The sequence below is a fragment of the Ramlibacter sp. bp-362 genome (assembly GCF_054956735.1).
The window spans coordinates 60,384-75,220 of sequence record NZ_JBUDXE010000012.1; the positions used below are offsets into that span (position 1 = coordinate 60,384).

Here is a 14,837-nt window from a genome sequence, read left to right on the forward strand (position 1 = left end):
GGCGCTCCACAAGCTTGTCCACAGGTGGTGCACCACCTTGCTCCGTGTAACCACTACATCTAGTGGCTTGCAATGCCCGTGGGCCCTATCTATAGTGCTTTGCAGCTGGCGGGGCGATTACACTCGGTCCCCTCCGGAAGAACACACGCAGCAGAGGAAGAAGCATGCAACCTGCCCTGAGCACTCCCACCGTTCCCGCCTCCGGCGCCCTCGGCGCCACGAGCGCGGCGCCGTCCGCGCTCGCCGCCGCGGCGCCGCTGGCGCACTACCAGATCATCCGCCGCAACGGCGCGGTGGTCCCGTTCGAGCCGAACAAGATCGCGATCGCGATGATGAAGGCCTTCCTGGCGGTGCACGGCACCCAGGGCGCCGCTTCGGCCAGCGTGCGCGAAACGGTGGACCAGCTCACGCAGCAGGTGGTGCGCGCCCTGGTGCGCTCGCGTCCCGGCGGCGGCACCTTCCACATCGAGGACGTGCAGGACGCCGTCGAACTGGGGCTGATGCGCAGCGGCCAGCACGACGTCGCCCGCGCCTACGTGCTGTACCGCGAGCGCCGCTCCCAGGAGCGCGCCAAGCAGGCGCAGCAGGAAGCCCCCGCCGCGCCGCAGCTGCACGTCCTGGACCGCGGCCAGCGCGTGCCGCTGGACACGGGCGCGCTGCAGGCGCTGATCGTCGACGCCTGCTCGGGCCTGGGCGCGGACGTCCGGCCGGAGCCGATCGTGGCCGAGACCCAGCGCAACCTGTACGACGGCGTGCCGCTGGACGAGGTCTACAAGGCCTCGATCCTGGCCGCCCGCACCCTGATCGAGAAGGAGCCGGACTACACCTTCGTCACGGCCCGCCTGCTGCTGCACACGATCTTCAAGGAAGTCCTGGGCCAGGAAGTGCCGCAGGCCGAGCGCGCCGCGGCCTACGCCGACAGCTTCCCCCTCTTCATCAAGAAGGGTGTGGACAACGAGCTGCTGGACGAGAAGCTGCTGCAGTACGACCTGAAGCGCCTGGGCGCGGCCCTGAAGGCCGAGCGCGACCTGAAGTTCGACTACCTGGGCCTGCAGACCCTGTACGACCGCTACTTCCTGCATGTGCGCAAGACGCGCATCGAGCTGCCGCAGGCCTTCTTCATGCGCGTGGCCATGGGCCTGGCGCTGAACGAGATCGACCGCGAAGCCCGCGCCATCGAGTTCTACGAGGTGCTGTCCAGCTTCGACTTCATGTCGTCCACGCCGACGCTGTTCAACAGCGGCTCCCTGCGCTCGCAGCTGTCCTCCTGCTACCTGACCACGGTGCCGGACGACCTGGACGGCATCTACGAGTCCATCAAGGAGAACGCGCTGCTGTCCAAGTTCGCGGGCGGCCTGGGCAACGACTGGACGCGCGTGCGCGCGCTGGGCTCGCACATCAAGGGCACCAACGGCGAGTCGCAGGGCGTCGTGCCCTTCCTGAAGGTGGTGAACGACACGGCCGTGGCCGTCAACCAGGGGGGCAAGCGCAAGGGCGCCGTCTGCGCCTACCTGGAGTCCTGGCACCTGGATGTCGAGGAGTTCCTGGAGCTGCGCAAGAACACCGGCGACGACCGCCGCCGCACGCACGACATGAACACGGCCAACTGGATCCCCGACCTGTTCATGCGCCGCGTGATGGAAAAGGGCGAGTGGACCCTGTTCTCGCCCTCCTCCGTGCCCGACCTGCACGACAAGTTCGGCGCCGAGTTCGAGAAGGCCTACCTGGCCTATGAAGAGAAGGCGAAGCGCGGCGAGATCAAGCCCAGCAAGACGATCCCGGCGAACGACCTGTGGCGCAAGATGCTCTCGATGCTGTTCGAGACCGGCCACCCCTGGATCACCTTCAAGGACGCCTGCAACGTGCGCTCGCCCCAGCAGCACGTGGGCGTGGTGCACTCGTCCAACCTTTGCACCGAGATCACGCTGAACACCTCCGACACCGAGACGGCCGTCTGCAACCTGGGCTCCGTGAACCTGCTGCAGCACCTGAAGGACGGGAAGATCGACCAGGAGAAGCTCAAGCGGACCATCTCCACCGCCATGCGGATGCTCGACAACGTGATCGACATCAACTACTACGCGGTCAAGAAGGCCCGGGACTCCAACATGCGCCACCGCCCGGTGGGCCTGGGCGTGATGGGCTTCCAGGACGCGCTGTACGAGCTGCGCATCCCCTACGCCAGCAAGGAGGCGATCCAGTTCGCCGACGAGTCCATGGAGGCCGTCTGCTACCACGCCTACTGGGCCTCGACCGAGCTGGCCCGCGAGCGCGGCCGCTACTCCAGCTACAAGGGCTCGCTGTGGGACCAGGGCATCCTGCCGCTGGATACGCTGGAGCTGCTGGCGAAGCAGCGCGGCGACGGCTACGTGGACGTCGACCGGTCCGCCACGCTGGACTGGGACGCGCTGCGCAGGAAGATCGCCGCCGACGGCATGCGCAACAGCAACTGCGTCGCGATCGCCCCGACGGCCACCATCTCCAACATCATCGGCGTGGACGCCTCGATCGAGCCCTGCTTCGGCAACCTCTCGGTCAAGTCCAACCTGTCCGGCGAGTTCACGGTGATCAACCACTACCTGGTGCGCGACCTCAAGCGCCTGGGCCTGTGGGACGACGTGATGGTGATGGACCTCAAGCACTTCGACGGGTCGCTGCGCCCGATCGACCGCGTGCCGCAGGAGGTGAAGGCCCTGTACGCGACCGCCTTCGAGGTCGAGCCGGTGTGGCTGGTGGAAGCCGCCGCCCGCCGCCAGAAGTGGATCGACCAGGCGCAGTCGCTCAACATCTACATGGCGGGCGCCTCCGGCAAGAAGCTGGACGAGACCTACAAGCTCGCCTGGCTGCGCGGCCTGAAGACCACCTACTACCTGCGCACCACCAGCGCGACGCAGGCCGAGAAGAGCACGGTGCAGTCCGGCCGGCTCAATGCGGTGAGCAACGGCAGCGGCAACAGCGGCCACGGCGCGAGCAGCGCGATGGAAGCCGCCGCCGCCGCGGCGCGCGCGCAGCTCGATGCGGCGACGCCCGCGACCGACATCAAGTTCTGCGGCGTCGACGACCCGACTTGCGAGGCGTGCCAGTAAGCGGCGCGCATCGCACGAACGAAATGAAGCGGGTATCGGCGTTCTCCGACAGAACGCCGATGCAATCAAGCAACAAAATGCGACCCGGATGTGAACGGACACTTTGAGTTCCACATCCGCGCTCACATAATCCGAGCACTGGAAAACCTATGTTGACCTGGGACGACGAAGTCACGCCCACACCGTCAAAGCCCGTGGCGAGCGGTTCGCTTCCGAACCGCGAGGCGGCGCATGCACCGCTCGCGCAGCCCGTCGCCGTTCCGCAGCCCGCGCTGCGCACGCTCGACGACGGCGCGATCGCGCCGATCGCCCCCATCGTCACCCAGCAGCCCGCCGCGCAGTCCACCAGCAAGCGCCGCGTCGCCGCCGCCGACAAGCGCATCATCAACGGCCAGACCGACGTCAACCAGCTCGTCCCCTTCAAGTACAAGTGGGCCTGGGAGAAGTACCTGGCGACCTGCGCCAACCACTGGATGCCGCAGGAAATCAACATGAACCGCGACATCGCCCTGTGGAAGGACCCGAACGGGTTGTCCGAGGACGAGCGCCGGATCATCAAGCGCAACCTCGGCTTCTTCGTCACGGCCGACTCGCTGGCCGCCAACAACATCACCCTGGGCACCTACCGCCACATCACGGCGCCCGAGTGCCGCCAGTTCCTGCTGCGCCAGGCCTTCGAGGAGGCCATCCACACCCACGCATACCAGTACATCGTGGAGTCGCTGGGCCTGGACGAGTCCGAGATCTTCAACGCCTACCACGAGGTGGGCTCGATCCGCGACAAGGACGAATTCCTGATCCCGTTCATCGACGCGATCATGGACCCCAACTTCCGCACCGGCACGCCGGAAGCCGACCAGAAGCTGCTCAAGAGCCTGATCGTCTTCGCCTGCCTGATGGAAGGCCTGTTCTTCTATGTCGGCTTCACCCAGATCCTGGCGCTGGGCCGGCAGAACAAGATGACCGGCGCTGCCGAGCAGTACCAGTACATCCTGCGCGACGAGTCGATGCACTGCAACTTCGGCATCGACCTCATCAACCAGATCAAGCTCGAGAACCCGCACCTGTGGACCGCCGAATTCAAGGCGGAGATCAAGGGCCTGTTCCTCAAAGCCGTCGAACTCGAGTACCGCTACGCCGAGGACACCATGCCCCGCGGCGTGCTGGGACTCAACGCCTCCATGTTCAAGGGCTACCTGCGCTACATCGCCAACCGGCGCGCCACGCAGATCGGCCTGGAAGCGCTTTTCCCCAACGAGGAAAACCCCTTCCCCTGGATGAGCGAGATGATTGACCTGAAGAAAGAGCGCAATTTCTTCGAGACCCGCGTGATCGAATACCAGACGGGTGGAGCTCTTTCCTGGGATTGAACGGCAACTGCGAGTGGGTTTGGATAAGCGCCCGTACGCGCACGGCACGAAGAGGCCGGCGCGTGGCGGGCGATGGTGTTCGTGGGGCTGGGCTGCGCGCCCAACCGCACGGATCGCTTCGCGTCACCAACAACGCGCGGAGTGTTCTTTGGTTGATGTTTTGGTCAACTTGAACAGGAGATAGTGACATGGCAACTGCGAAGAAATCGGCCGCGAAGAAGGCTCCGGCCCGCAAGTCGGCTGCGAAGAAGGCGACCGCGAAGAAGACGACGGCGAAGCGCCCGGCCGCCAAGAAGGCTGCCGCCAAGCGCCCGGCCGCGAAGAAGACCGCGGCGAAGCGCCCGGCCGCCAAGAAGGCTGCCGCGAAGCGTCCGGCCGCGAAGAAGGCTGCGGCGAAGCGCCCGGCGGCGAAGAAGGCCGCCGCGAAGCGCCCGGCCGCGAAGAAGTCCGCGGCGAAGAAGACCACGGCCCGCAAGTCGGCTGCGAAGAAGACCACCGCCCGCAAGGCGACGGCCAAGAAGAGCACCGCCAAGAAGGCCGCGAAGAAGTCCTCCGGCGGCGCGAAGAAGGCTGCGAAAGCGCCGGCTGCGCGAAAGGCTGCGAAGAAGGCCCCGGCTTCCCGCCCGGCTGCTTCCTCCGCTCCCGCGGCTCCTGCGGCCCAGACCACGCTGAACCCGCAGGCCGCCTGGCCGTTTCCGACGGCTGCGAAGCCCTGAGGCTGGACGGGGAGGACGCGACGCGTTTTCCCCGTCTTCCTCCTGAACGCCACGGCATCCCCGTGGCGTTCTTCTTTTCCTTCCCTCCTCCATGCAGACCGACCTCTTCGGCGCCCCGCCTCCCGCGCTTCCGCCCGGCATGCGCTACGAGGAGGCCTTCCTCACGCCCGGGGAAGAGGCGCATTACCTGCGCATCGTCGAGGCGCTGCCCCTCGCGCCCATGCAATACCAGCAGTACACCGCGCTGCGCCGCGTGGTCAGCTACGGCGGCCGGTACGACTTCGGCGCGCAGCGGCTGGAGCAGGCCGAGCCGCTGCCCGACTGGCTGCGGCCGCTGTGCGAGCGCGCGGGCGCGTGGGCCGGCATCGCGCCGGAGCGCTTCACGCAGGCGCTGGTCGCGGAATACCGGCCCGGCACGCCGCTCGGCTGGCACCGCGACGTGCCGGACTTCGAGGACGTCGTCGGGATCTCGCTGCTCAACGAAACCGCGCTGCGCTTCCGGCCCTGGCCCCACGAGACGGGCGCGAAGACGAAATCGCTGAAGGTGGTGGTGGCGCCGCGCTCGATCTACCTGCTGCGCGGGCCGGCGCGCTGGGCCTGGCAGCACAGCGTGCCGGCGGCGAAGTTGTTGCGGTATTCGATCACCTTGCGGACGCCGTCGGATCGGAGGCGGTGAGGTGCTTGCTGGGGTTCGCTGCGCTCACCGCCAGCCTACGGGATCCGTCGCGGTGGTCTTCGTAGGCTGGCGGTGAGCGCAGCGAACCCCAGCAATCAGCGCTCTTCCGCCGCCAACTCCATCCTCCGCCGCAGCCGCGCAGCCTCTTCCACCGCCCCCGCCTTCTCCGCCCACATCGCCTGCGCCCCCAGCCACGCGAGCACCGCCCGCCGCCAGCCCTGCCCCGACGCCGTGTCGGTGGCTTCCTTCAGCACCTCCGGGTCGGCCTTCTCCATGCGCAGCAGCACGGCCGCGGCGATCACGCGCGAGAGCGGGTCCTTGATGCCTTTCAGCGCGCCGGCGCCGCCCTTGCCCTCGGCGATGCCGCGGTAGTCGTCCGGCAGCGCCTTCGCCTGCTCCGGCACGGCGCGGCCTGCGAGGAAGTCGGCGTACGCGCGCTCCTTGTCCGACGCGTCGCGGCGCAGCGGCTCGAAGCCCGTGCAGGGCGCGAAGTCGAGGCTCGCCACCTGCACGGCGCAACGCGTCAGCTCCGCGCGCGCCACCAGCCCCGGGTGCGCCGTGCTGCTCACGGCGGTGCGGAAGCGCTCGAACTCCGCGGCGGCCACGCGGTCGCGCCCCTGCAGGTACGCGCGCTCGAAGCGGTCCTGCGCCGAATCGGCGTCCAGCAGCCAGTCCGGCTGGCGCGGCTTGCTGCCGCAGGCGGCGAGCGCCAGGGCCAGGACGACGAGGGGCAGCAGCTTGCTCACGGCAGTTCGATCTTGCGTTCTTTCGCGAAGGGCCACTTGCGATTGAGGTCGTTGATCAGGTCCTCGATCTTGCGCAGGTTGGCCTCCACGTCGGCGCGCAGGCTGCCCAGGTCCTCCGTCGCCTTGTTGACGTTGCCGGCGATGCCCTGCGCCTCCTTCAGCACGGAGTCGACGCGCTGCAGGCTGCCGCGGGCGTCGCCCAGCAGGCCGCGCAGCTCGCGCATGCTGGCCTGCGCGTCGTCGGCGATGCCCTGCTGGCCGAACACGCGCGTGTCCGCGTGCTGCACCAGGCGCTCGCCGTTGGCGGCCAGGCGCTGGATCTGCGCCATCGCCGCGTTGGCGCGCTCCACGGCGGCGACCAGCTTGCGCGCGTCCGCCTCGTTGCCGAAGATCGCGTGCAGCGCGCCCTGCCGGCTCTGCAGCTTCTCGGTGAAGACCTGCAGGTTGGCCATGGCCCGGTTCAGTTCCGAGTTCTGCGCCGTGATCTCGTTGAGGTTGTCCAGCACGTCCTTCGCCGCGCCGATCACCCGGCCGATCTCCTCGTTGAAGTCGCCGCGCAGCACCGGGCGCTCGGCGCCGTCGGGCAGCGGCGGGTCGCTCAGCACGCCGCTGTAGGCGCGCAGCTGCGCCGAGCCGAACAGGGGCTTGACCAGCGTGAATACGCTGGAGGTGCGCAGCCACTTCGCGTCCTTCTCGATCACGTCGATCTCGATGCGCACGTTGCCGCGCTCCCCCAGCGACACCTTCTTGACGGTGCCGATCGGGAATCCCGAGAAGGTGAGGTCCATTCCGGCCACGACGCCCTCCGCGTTGTCGGCCACCAGCACCAGCTGCTGCTTGGGGTCGAAGAAGCCGCGGGCGCGCAGCAGGAACAGGGCCGAGGCGACGATCAGCGCCACGGTGAAGGCCAGCAGAAGCGTGGCCTTCAGCTCCAGATGGCGCACCGGCACGTTCTTGGCCGCCGGCTCCGACTTCTGCACCGGGGTTTCCGGCTGCGGCGGCGAGGTGGGGGACGGCGGCGGGGTGTGCTTGGAGGGGCCGGCCATGGTCAGATGTAGTTCCCCACCAGCGACAGCGCTTCCAGGATCAGCAGCACGCCGAACATGCGCACCAGGCCCTGCAGCGCTGCGCTCTCGCGCGAGCCGTCGTCCTCGATGTTGTTCAGGCCCGAGGCCATGGGGATGATGGACACGGCGATCGCGAAGAAGAAGGTCTTCATGGCGAAGATGAAGGTGAACATCGGGTCGAAGACGCGGCCCGCCATGTGCGTGTAGGCGTCGACGCCGGCCGTGGTGAAGCCGTAAACGGCCAGGTAGGCCAGCACGCCCGCGACCACGCAGCTGAGGGCCGCCAGCGTGATGCAGGAGAACACGCCGGCCAGCAGCCTCGGCAGCACCTCCACCGCGATCGGGTCCAGCCGGCGCCGGTGCAGGGTGCGGAAGTGGCCGATGCGGCGCATCTCCACCAGCGCCGCGCCGCTGGGGATCGTGCAGCGCAGGGCGACGAACAGGGCGGCCGTCAGCGGGATCAGTTCCACCACCAGCACCCGCACCACCATCTCCAGCGCGTACTGGGACAGGCCGTAGTTGGACGAGGTCACGATCACGATGCGCGTGATGATCAGCGTGAACAGCGCGATCAGCACCGTGAACCAGCCGAGAATGGGGGCCGTGTCGACGTAGACGTGCCGCGCCAGGTTGTGGCGGGTCTCGGGCCCGTAGCTGCGCGGCGAGAGCGCCCGCACCACCATCACCGACCCGAAGAAGGTGATGCGCGCCCACGCCGCGGCCCAGCGCACCGGCGCGAGGCTGGTGTGGCGGACCGTGCGGTACCACGTCGACAGGTGGGTCATGAAGCGCGATGGTAACGGCGCGGCTGGGCCAGGCTCGTAAGGCGAGGCCTACAGTCGAGCCTGCCCGGCCGGAAGGAAAGGAACGAGATGGCGGATGATTTCGATTGCGACCTGTTCGTCGTGGGCGGCGGCAGCGGCGGCGTGCGCGCCGCGCGCATGGCCGCGCAGCGCGGCGCCCGCGTGCTGCTCGCGGAAGCGGCGGCGCTGGGCGGCACCTGCGTGAACGTCGGCTGCATCCCCAAGAAGCTGTACAGCTACGCCGCGGCCTTCGCCGACGAATTCAGCGACGCCGCCGGGTTCGGCTGGGACCTGCCCGCGCCTTCTTTCGATTGGCAACGCCTGAAACGCAATCGCGCGCAGGAGATCGCGCGCCTCAATGGCGTCTACGAGCAGCTGCTGCGCAGTGCCGGCGTCCAGGTGCTGCGGGGCTGGGCGACCCTCTGCGATGCGCACACGGTGCAGGTGCAGGTGGCGGGCGAGAAGCAGCGCTGGCGCGCCCGCCACATCCTGCTGGCCGCCGGCGGCACGCCTTCGGTGCCGCACTTCCCAGGGCGGGAGCACGTGCTCACGTCGGACCAGATGTTCGACCTCGACCCCTTCCCGCGCCGGCTGGTGGTGGTGGGCGGCGGCTACATCGCCTGCGAGTTCGCCTCGATCTTCCGGGGTTTGGGTGCCGAGGTCACGCAGCTGTACCGGGGCGAGCAGGTGCTGCGCGGCTTCGACGACGACGTGCGGGCCTTCATCGCCGGCGAGATGCGCAAGCACGGCGTGGACCTGCGCGTCCGCAGCGACGTCGCGTCCGTCGCGCGCACGGGCGGCGGACTCGCCGTCACGCTGGCCAGCGGCGAGGTGCTCGCGGCCGACAGCGTGCTGTACGCGACCGGGCGGGTGCCCAACATCGCGGGCCTGGGCCTGGAGGCCGTGGGCCTGCATCAGTCACCGCACGGCGCGGTGATCGTGGACGACCGCTTCGCCACCTCGGTACCCTCGATCCACGCGATCGGTGACCTCACGGCCCGCCTGCAGCTGACGCCGGTGGCGCTGGCCGAGGCCATGGTGCTGGTGGACCACCTGTTCGGCAGCGGGCAGCGGTCCATGAGCTACGAGCTGGTGCCGACCGCCGTGTTCACGCATCCGGCGATCGGGACCGTGGGACTCACGGAGCAGCAGGCGCGCGAGCGGCATGGCGCCGTCCGCATCTTCCGCTCGGAGTTCAAGGCGCTGAAGCACACGCTCAGCGGCAATGCCGAGCGGACGCTGATGAAGCTCGTGGTGGACGCCGCCACCGACCGGGTGGTCGGCCTGCACATGGTGGGGGCGGAAGCCGGCGAAATCGTCCAGGGCTTCGCGGTCGCGATGAAGGCCGGCGCCACCAAGGCCCAGTTCGACGCCACGATCGGCATCCACCCGACCGCGGCGGAGGAATTCGTGACGATGCGGGAGCCGGTCGGCACCTGAAGCGCCCGGCGCAGCGCGACGGCCGCGTGACAACTTCACGCAGGTCGCATCCGGGTCGGACATCTCCTACAGGCTTTACACGGCCTTTGCGCGCACTCTGCGGTGGGCGGGCGTTCAATACCGCATGGACGCACTGCAGAGAAAAGCCGGCGGGCGGGGCTGCCGCCGGTTCAGCCATGGCCTGGCAGCCCTTGCACTCGCATGGAGCGGTGGCGTGGCGCTCGCGCAGGATGTGGTGTCCGTCCCGGCCGCGCACCTGGCCCATGCCGAAGGCACGGTCGCGTACGCGCCGCAGGGCGAAAAGGAATGGCAGGACGTGCAGCCGCGCCGGCTGCTCAAGCGCGGCGACCGGCTCTGGACCGACCGCGGCTCGCGCGCCGAAGTGCAGGCCGGCGGCCACGCGCTGCGCATCAACGGCGAGACGCAGCTGATCCTGGAGAACGTGGGCGACGCGGCGACGCAATTGAGCCTGACCCAGGGCAGCATCGTCGCCACGGTGACCGGCCTGAACCCCGGCGACAGTTTCGAGGTGGGCACGCCCAACCTCGCGTTCCGCGCGCGGCAGCCGGGCGACTACCGCATCGACGTGGACCGCAGGAAGGGCCTCACGCGCATCGTGGTGCACGCGGGCACGGCGGTCGTGTTCGGGGAGAAGGGCGAGGCGCTCGAAGTGCGCAGCGGCCAGCGCCTCACTTTCAAGGAACGCGACCTCACGCGCGTGCAGCAGCCGGCCTTCGCCGTCACCGACGATTTCGATCGCTGGGCCACGGCGCGCCGGCGCGGCGAACCCACGGTGAGCATGCCCGCGCTCGCGCGGTCCGAGGTCCAGCCGCCGCCGCACACCGGGCGCGTGAGCAGCGGCCCCGACATCATCATCGCCGGCCCCGCTTCCGCCCTGCCCGGTGCGAAGCCCGCCGCCGCGGCGCCGGCCGCGGCCAAGGCGCAGGCGATCCCGAACGTGGTGCTGACGCCGTCCGCGCGGGCCGCGGCGCCGCTGCGCGTGGCCGCGCCCGTCGCACCGGCGCAGCCGCAGGCCGACGCGGAGGCACAAGCGAAGGCGAAGGCCGAAGCGCAGGCCCTGACCGAAGCGGCGAAGGCGAAGGCCGAAGCCCAGGCCCGGGCGAAGGCGGAGGCGCAGGCCCGTGCAAAGGCCGACGCGGTCGCCCGCGCGAAGGCGCAGGAGGAAGCGCGCGCGAAGGCGCAGGCGGCGCGGGCGCGCGAGCAGCAGGAGCAGAAGCGCGTCGCGCAGCAGCGGGCCGAGGAGCGCCGGCGCGCGGTGGCGGCCAAGCGCGAGGAGCAGCGCCGCGAGGCGCAGGCGAAGCGCGAGCAGGAGCAGAAGCGTGTCGCCGCCGCGAAGCGCGCCGAGGAGGAACGGCGCCAGGCGCAGGCCCGCCGCGCGGCGGAGGAGAAGCGCCTCGCCGCCGCCCGCAAGGCCGAAGAGGCCAGACGCATTGCGGAGGCCCGCAAGCAGCGGCTCGCGCGGCTGCAGGAACAGGCGCGCCACGAGGAGCAGGCGGCGCAGGCGCGGCGCGAGCAGCAGGCGCGCCGGGCCGAGGAAGAAAGGCGGGAAGCCCAGGCGCGCCGCGAGGACCTGGCGCGCCGGGAAGAACAGGCCCGGCGCGAGGAGCAGGCGCGCCGCGAGGAGGACTACCGGCGCCGGATGCTGGCGGAACAGGCGCGGCGCGAACAGGAGCGCCGCGACCAGGAAGTGTGGCTGCGCCAGCAGCAGCCGCCGCAGCCCGCGCGTCCCGCGCCGATGGGCGTGCCCTTCCGCCGGGTCAGTTGACGCGCCGCGTGTAGGTGCGGGTCACCGCCGCCGGCTTGTCTTCCTCCGGCGGCAGGTAGATCGTGGTGCGGTCGATCTTGGCGTCGAACGCGGCGATCTCGGCGCTCGCGCAGCGGATCACGGCGCGGTCGAGGGGGTGGCACTGGCGCTGGCTCAGTTTGGTGAGTTGCTCGGAACGGTCGATGTGGGCACGGACCTCGGCGGGGTCGACCATCAGGGCAAAGGGATTGGGGGCCAACGCTGTCGTCATTTTCTTGGACTCCTGGATGTGTGCGTGCGCTCGAGGCGACGTTGTTCTGGATGACGCAGACTGTCGTTGGACCCTGCAGGAAGCAAGGTCAGCCGAGTGCGTTACACCTTGTAGGACGGTGGCGCACCGCCAGCCGGGTTTGAGGCGCGTGGAAGGGCAGTTGCACAATAGGCACATGCCCTTCATGCCGCCCTTCATCGCTCCCACCTTCCACCACGACGCCGACAGCGCGCTGGCGCAGGTGCGCGCGATCTACTCGCAGCAGATCAACCACCTGCGCGAGGCGATGCAGCGCTTCGTCGCGGGCGAGTCGCTGCCCGGGCGCGTGCGCGGCTGCTACCCCTACGTGCGCATCCACACCGACAGCGTCGTGCCGCAGGCGGCGCTGGAGAATTCGGGGCTGTCGTACGGCTTCGTCGCGAGCGCGGGCCGCTACGAGACCACGCTCACGCGGCCCGACCTGTACGCGAGCTACTACCTCCAGCAATTCCGGCTGCTCCTGCAGAACCACGGCGTGCCGCTGGAGGTGGGCACGAGCAACGAGCCGATGCCGGTGCACTTCTCCTTCGCGGAGCACGACCACATCGAGGGCAACCTGCCGCCCTCGCGCCGCATGCTGATGCGCGACCTGTTCGACCTGCCGGACCTCGGCACGATGGACGACGGCATCGCCAACGGCACGCTGCGCTTCGAGAACGCGCACGCGCACCCGCTGTCGCTGTTCACCGCCTCACGCGTCGACTACTCGCTGCACCGCCTGCGCCACTACACCGGCAGCACGCCCGACTGGTTCCAGAACTTCGTGCTGTTCACCAACTACCAGTTCTACATCGACGAGTTCGTGAAGCTGGGACACGAGGAGATGAACCGCCCGGACAGCGAGTACATCGCCTTCGTCGAACCGGGCAACGTGGTGACGCGCCGCGTCGGCCTGCCGCGCGAGCCGATGGACAGCCTGGGCGCGCCGCCGCCGCGCCTGCCGCAGATGCCCGCCTACCACCTGATCCGGCCCGGCCATGGCGGCATCACCATGGTCAACATCGGTGTCGGTCCCTCCAACGCCAAGAACATCACAGACCACGTGGCGGTGCTGCGGCCGCACGCCTGGATGATGCTCGGCCATTGCGCCGGCCTGCGCAACAGCCAGCAGCTGGGCGACTACGTGCTGGCGCACGGCTACGTGCGCGAGGACCACGTGCTGGACGAGGAACTGCCCCTGTGGATCCCGATCCCGGCGCTGGCGGAGATCCAGGTGGCGCTGGAGCAGGCGGTGGCCGACGTGACGGCCTGCAAGGGGGCGGACCTCAAGCGCATCATGCGCACCGGCACGGTGGCGAGCACGGACAACCGCAACTGGGAGCTGCTGCCGGGCAACGAGCCGCAGCGGCGCTTCTCGCAAAGCCGCGCGGTCGCGCTCGACATGGAAAGCGCCACCATCGCCGCCAACGGCTTCCGCTTCCGGGTGCCCTACGGCACGCTGCTGTGCGTGAGCGACAAACCCCTGCACGGCGAGATCAAGCTGCCGGGCATGGCCAATCATTTCTACCGCGAGCGCGTGGACCAGCACCTGCGCATCGGCATGCGCGCGATCGAGATCCTGCGCTCGCAGGGCCCGCAGCGGCTGCACAGCCGCAAGCTGCGCAGCTTCGACGAGGTGGCGTTCCAGTAGGCCGGACGCCGCGCGGCCCTAGCGGGCCATGCGCACGAGTTCGGCGGTCTCGTCGATGTCGAAATAGCCGATGCCTGAATTGTTCGATGCGCGCGCCCGGGCCTCGAAGCGCACGACGCGCTGCAGCTCCGGGGAGAGCCATGCCGTCGCGCTGTACGGCGCGCGCGAGGTCATCATGCCGTTGCGGTTCTCGATCCAGCCGCGCAGGGCGATGCGCACGACCCGCAGTTCGGCGCCATCGACCTTCAGCGTCTGTTCGCCTTCCGTCATCGCGTCCAGCTCGTAGGCCATGGTGGATGCCGGAACGATGCTGCGGTAGCGCATCGCCCACATGCCGGAGGGCACCCGGCCGCCCGGCATCCAGCCGTTCGGCGGCGTGACCTGGTCGAGTTCACCGACCAGCGCGGTGCTCAGGCGCACCGGCTCGCCCGTCAGCCGCTCCACGTGCGTCCCGTCGTTGAAGCTCACCTGCGTGGCGTCTACGCTGTCGGCCCGCAAGGTGACGGTTTCGACCCTCCCGCTGCCCCGGTCGGTGACGCGGTATTCGAACCGGTCCCCCGCGGCGACGCCGCGCCTGAGGACCGAGGCGATGGTGATGGCCGTCGGGGGCGGCGTGGGCGTCGCGGCGGGCGCCTGCGCGGCGGCGGGCGCCGGAGCCGCGGTGGCCGCGGGCGCGGCAGCGGCGGTGACGCTCGCCGGCGCCCCGGCCGCCAGCATCACGATGCCCTCCCGCTCGTTGCGCCGGTCGAACACCGCATGCTGGCCGAACACCAGCTGCACCCAGCCCGGATAGGTGTATGCCGAACCGCTGGTATGGTCGATCAGGGCGCCGATGCCGCCGCCGATGATGATGTTGCCGGCCAGCCCGGCGTTCGCGCGCGAGACAAGCTGCGCCGTCGCCTTGGGGAGGCCATCGCTGGTGCAAACGATCGCAAGGTCCTGGCTCGAGCGCCGCACCAGGGTGGACGCGCCCGACTTCGCGATGGTCGTGCCGTGGTCGTTCGACAGCGTGCAATCGGCTCCGTCCACCTGGCGACCGGCGTCGGTCACGGTGTCGATCCGGAGCATGTGGGTCGTGCCCTGCGTGACCGATGCGCACCCGGCGCACAGCAGGGCAGCCAGGCCCAGGGCCAAGGCTGCAAGGCGTTTGGTCATGATCTCCTCCCCTCTGGAGGAGCCCAATCTAGCGGAGTGCCCGGCAGCGCTCCATGCCGGAAAGCGTCCTTGT

General features: G+C 69.5%; 12 protein-coding genes. 7 read left to right on the forward strand and 5 right to left on the reverse strand.

Annotated elements, in window-relative coordinates:
• Positions 1-164 precede the first annotated feature (164 nt).
• From ACY0MJ_RS16980 to ACY0MJ_RS16995, 4 genes are all read left to right on the forward strand, one after another.
• Positions 165-3,086: a ribonucleoside-diphosphate reductase subunit alpha gene (locus tag ACY0MJ_RS16980; RefSeq protein WP_462639716.1), complete on the forward strand. Its 2,922-nt coding sequence runs from the start codon at positions 165-167 to the stop codon at positions 3,084-3,086.
• Between the two features lie 149 nt (positions 3,087-3,235).
• Entirely contained in the window at positions 3,236-4,456 is a 1,221-nt protein-coding gene (locus ACY0MJ_RS16985; RefSeq protein WP_462639717.1) for a ribonucleotide-diphosphate reductase subunit beta, read from the forward strand.
• A 188-nt stretch (positions 4,457-4,644) separates the two neighbouring features.
• Entirely contained in the window at positions 4,645-5,172 is a 528-nt protein-coding gene (locus ACY0MJ_RS16990; RefSeq protein WP_462639718.1) for a histone H1-like DNA-binding protein, read from the forward strand.
• Between the two features lie 91 nt (positions 5,173-5,263).
• The gene (locus ACY0MJ_RS16995; RefSeq protein ID WP_462639719.1) at positions 5,264-5,848 is read left to right on the forward strand and encodes an alpha-ketoglutarate-dependent dioxygenase AlkB; all 585 of its coding nucleotides are present in this window, start codon (positions 5,264-5,266) and stop codon (positions 5,846-5,848) included.
• Positions 5,849-5,943: 95 nt separating this feature from the next.
• Here ACY0MJ_RS16995 and ACY0MJ_RS17000 read toward each other — a convergent pair whose 3' ends face one another.
• Genes ACY0MJ_RS17000 through ACY0MJ_RS17010 form a run of 3 tightly spaced genes read right to left on the reverse strand, consistent with a single transcriptional unit; the run spans position 5,944 to position 8,446 of the window.
• Positions 5,944-6,594 carry a hypothetical protein gene (locus ACY0MJ_RS17000; RefSeq protein WP_462639720.1) on the reverse strand — a complete coding sequence of 217 codons (651 nt, stop codon included), beginning with the start codon at positions 6,592-6,594 and terminating at the stop codon, positions 5,944-5,946.
• Positions 6,591-7,640 carry an MlaD family protein gene (locus ACY0MJ_RS17005; RefSeq protein ID WP_462639721.1) on the reverse strand — a complete coding sequence of 350 codons (1,050 nt, stop codon included), beginning with the start codon at positions 7,638-7,640 and terminating at the stop codon, positions 6,591-6,593. Before ACY0MJ_RS17005 ends, ACY0MJ_RS17000 begins: the two co-directional genes overlap by 4 nt.
• A 2-nt stretch (positions 7,641-7,642) precedes the next feature.
• A complete protein-coding gene (locus tag ACY0MJ_RS17010; protein WP_462639722.1) occupies positions 7,643-8,446 on the reverse strand; it encodes an MlaE family ABC transporter permease in 804 nt (267 codons plus the stop codon).
• An 87-nt stretch (positions 8,447-8,533) separates the two neighbouring features.
• Here ACY0MJ_RS17010 and gorA point away from each other — a divergent pair, with 87 nt between their 5' ends.
• Complete coding sequence (gene gorA / locus ACY0MJ_RS17015; RefSeq protein ID WP_462639723.1) at positions 8,534-9,904, forward strand: glutathione-disulfide reductase; 1,371 nt, start codon at positions 8,534-8,536, stop codon at positions 9,902-9,904.
• A gap of 214 nt (positions 9,905-10,118) precedes the next feature.
• Entirely contained in the window at positions 10,119-11,690 is a 1,572-nt protein-coding gene (locus ACY0MJ_RS17020; RefSeq protein ID WP_462639724.1) for a FecR family protein, read from the forward strand.
• On the opposite strand, the gene ACY0MJ_RS17025 is transcribed toward ACY0MJ_RS17020, so the two are convergent.
• Positions 11,683-11,940, reverse strand: coding sequence for a hypothetical protein (locus ACY0MJ_RS17025; RefSeq protein WP_462639725.1), 258 nt, complete (start codon positions 11,938-11,940; stop codon positions 11,683-11,685). The genes ACY0MJ_RS17020 and ACY0MJ_RS17025 overlap by 8 nt on opposite strands.
• A 175-nt stretch (positions 11,941-12,115) precedes the next feature.
• Between ACY0MJ_RS17025 and ACY0MJ_RS17030 the strand changes: the two genes are divergently transcribed.
• Positions 12,116-13,609 (forward strand): AMP nucleosidase, encoded by a 1,494-nt coding sequence (locus tag ACY0MJ_RS17030; protein WP_462639726.1) that lies wholly within the window; start codon positions 12,116-12,118, stop codon positions 13,607-13,609.
• Positions 13,610-13,627: 18 nt separating this feature from the next.
• Here ACY0MJ_RS17030 and ACY0MJ_RS17035 read toward each other — a convergent pair whose 3' ends face one another.
• A complete protein-coding gene (locus ACY0MJ_RS17035; protein WP_462639727.1) occupies positions 13,628-14,764 on the reverse strand; it encodes a hypothetical protein in 1,137 nt (378 codons plus the stop codon).
• Positions 14,765-14,837 lie beyond the last annotated feature (73 nt).

What these genes read in the sequence shown, in the direction of transcription:
- ACY0MJ_RS17010 (WP_462639722.1), bottom strand. Translation starts at nt 8,446, where the DNA reads ATGACCCACCTGTCGACGTGGTACCGCACGGTCCGCCACACCAGCCTC.
- gorA (WP_462639723.1), top strand. Translation starts at nt 8,534, where the DNA reads ATGGCGGATGATTTCGATTGCGACCTGTTCGTCGTGGGCGGCGGCAGC.
- ACY0MJ_RS17005 (WP_462639721.1), bottom strand. Translation starts at nt 7,640, where the DNA reads ATGGCCGGCCCCTCCAAGCACACCCCGCCGCCGTCCCCCACCTCGCCG.
- ACY0MJ_RS16985 (WP_462639717.1), top strand. Translation starts at nt 3,236, where the DNA reads ATGTTGACCTGGGACGACGAAGTCACGCCCACACCGTCAAAGCCCGTG.
- ACY0MJ_RS17030 (WP_462639726.1), top strand. Translation starts at nt 12,116, where the DNA reads ATGCCCTTCATGCCGCCCTTCATCGCTCCCACCTTCCACCACGACGCC.
- ACY0MJ_RS16980 (WP_462639716.1), top strand. Translation starts at nt 165, where the DNA reads ATGCAACCTGCCCTGAGCACTCCCACCGTTCCCGCCTCCGGCGCCCTC.
- ACY0MJ_RS16995 (WP_462639719.1), top strand. Translation starts at nt 5,264, where the DNA reads ATGCAGACCGACCTCTTCGGCGCCCCGCCTCCCGCGCTTCCGCCCGGC.
- ACY0MJ_RS17025 (WP_462639725.1), bottom strand. Translation starts at nt 11,940, where the DNA reads ATGACGACAGCGTTGGCCCCCAATCCCTTTGCCCTGATGGTCGACCCC.
- ACY0MJ_RS17035 (WP_462639727.1), bottom strand. Translation starts at nt 14,764, where the DNA reads ATGACCAAACGCCTTGCAGCCTTGGCCCTGGGCCTGGCTGCCCTGCTG.
- ACY0MJ_RS16990 (WP_462639718.1), top strand. Translation starts at nt 4,645, where the DNA reads ATGGCAACTGCGAAGAAATCGGCCGCGAAGAAGGCTCCGGCCCGCAAG.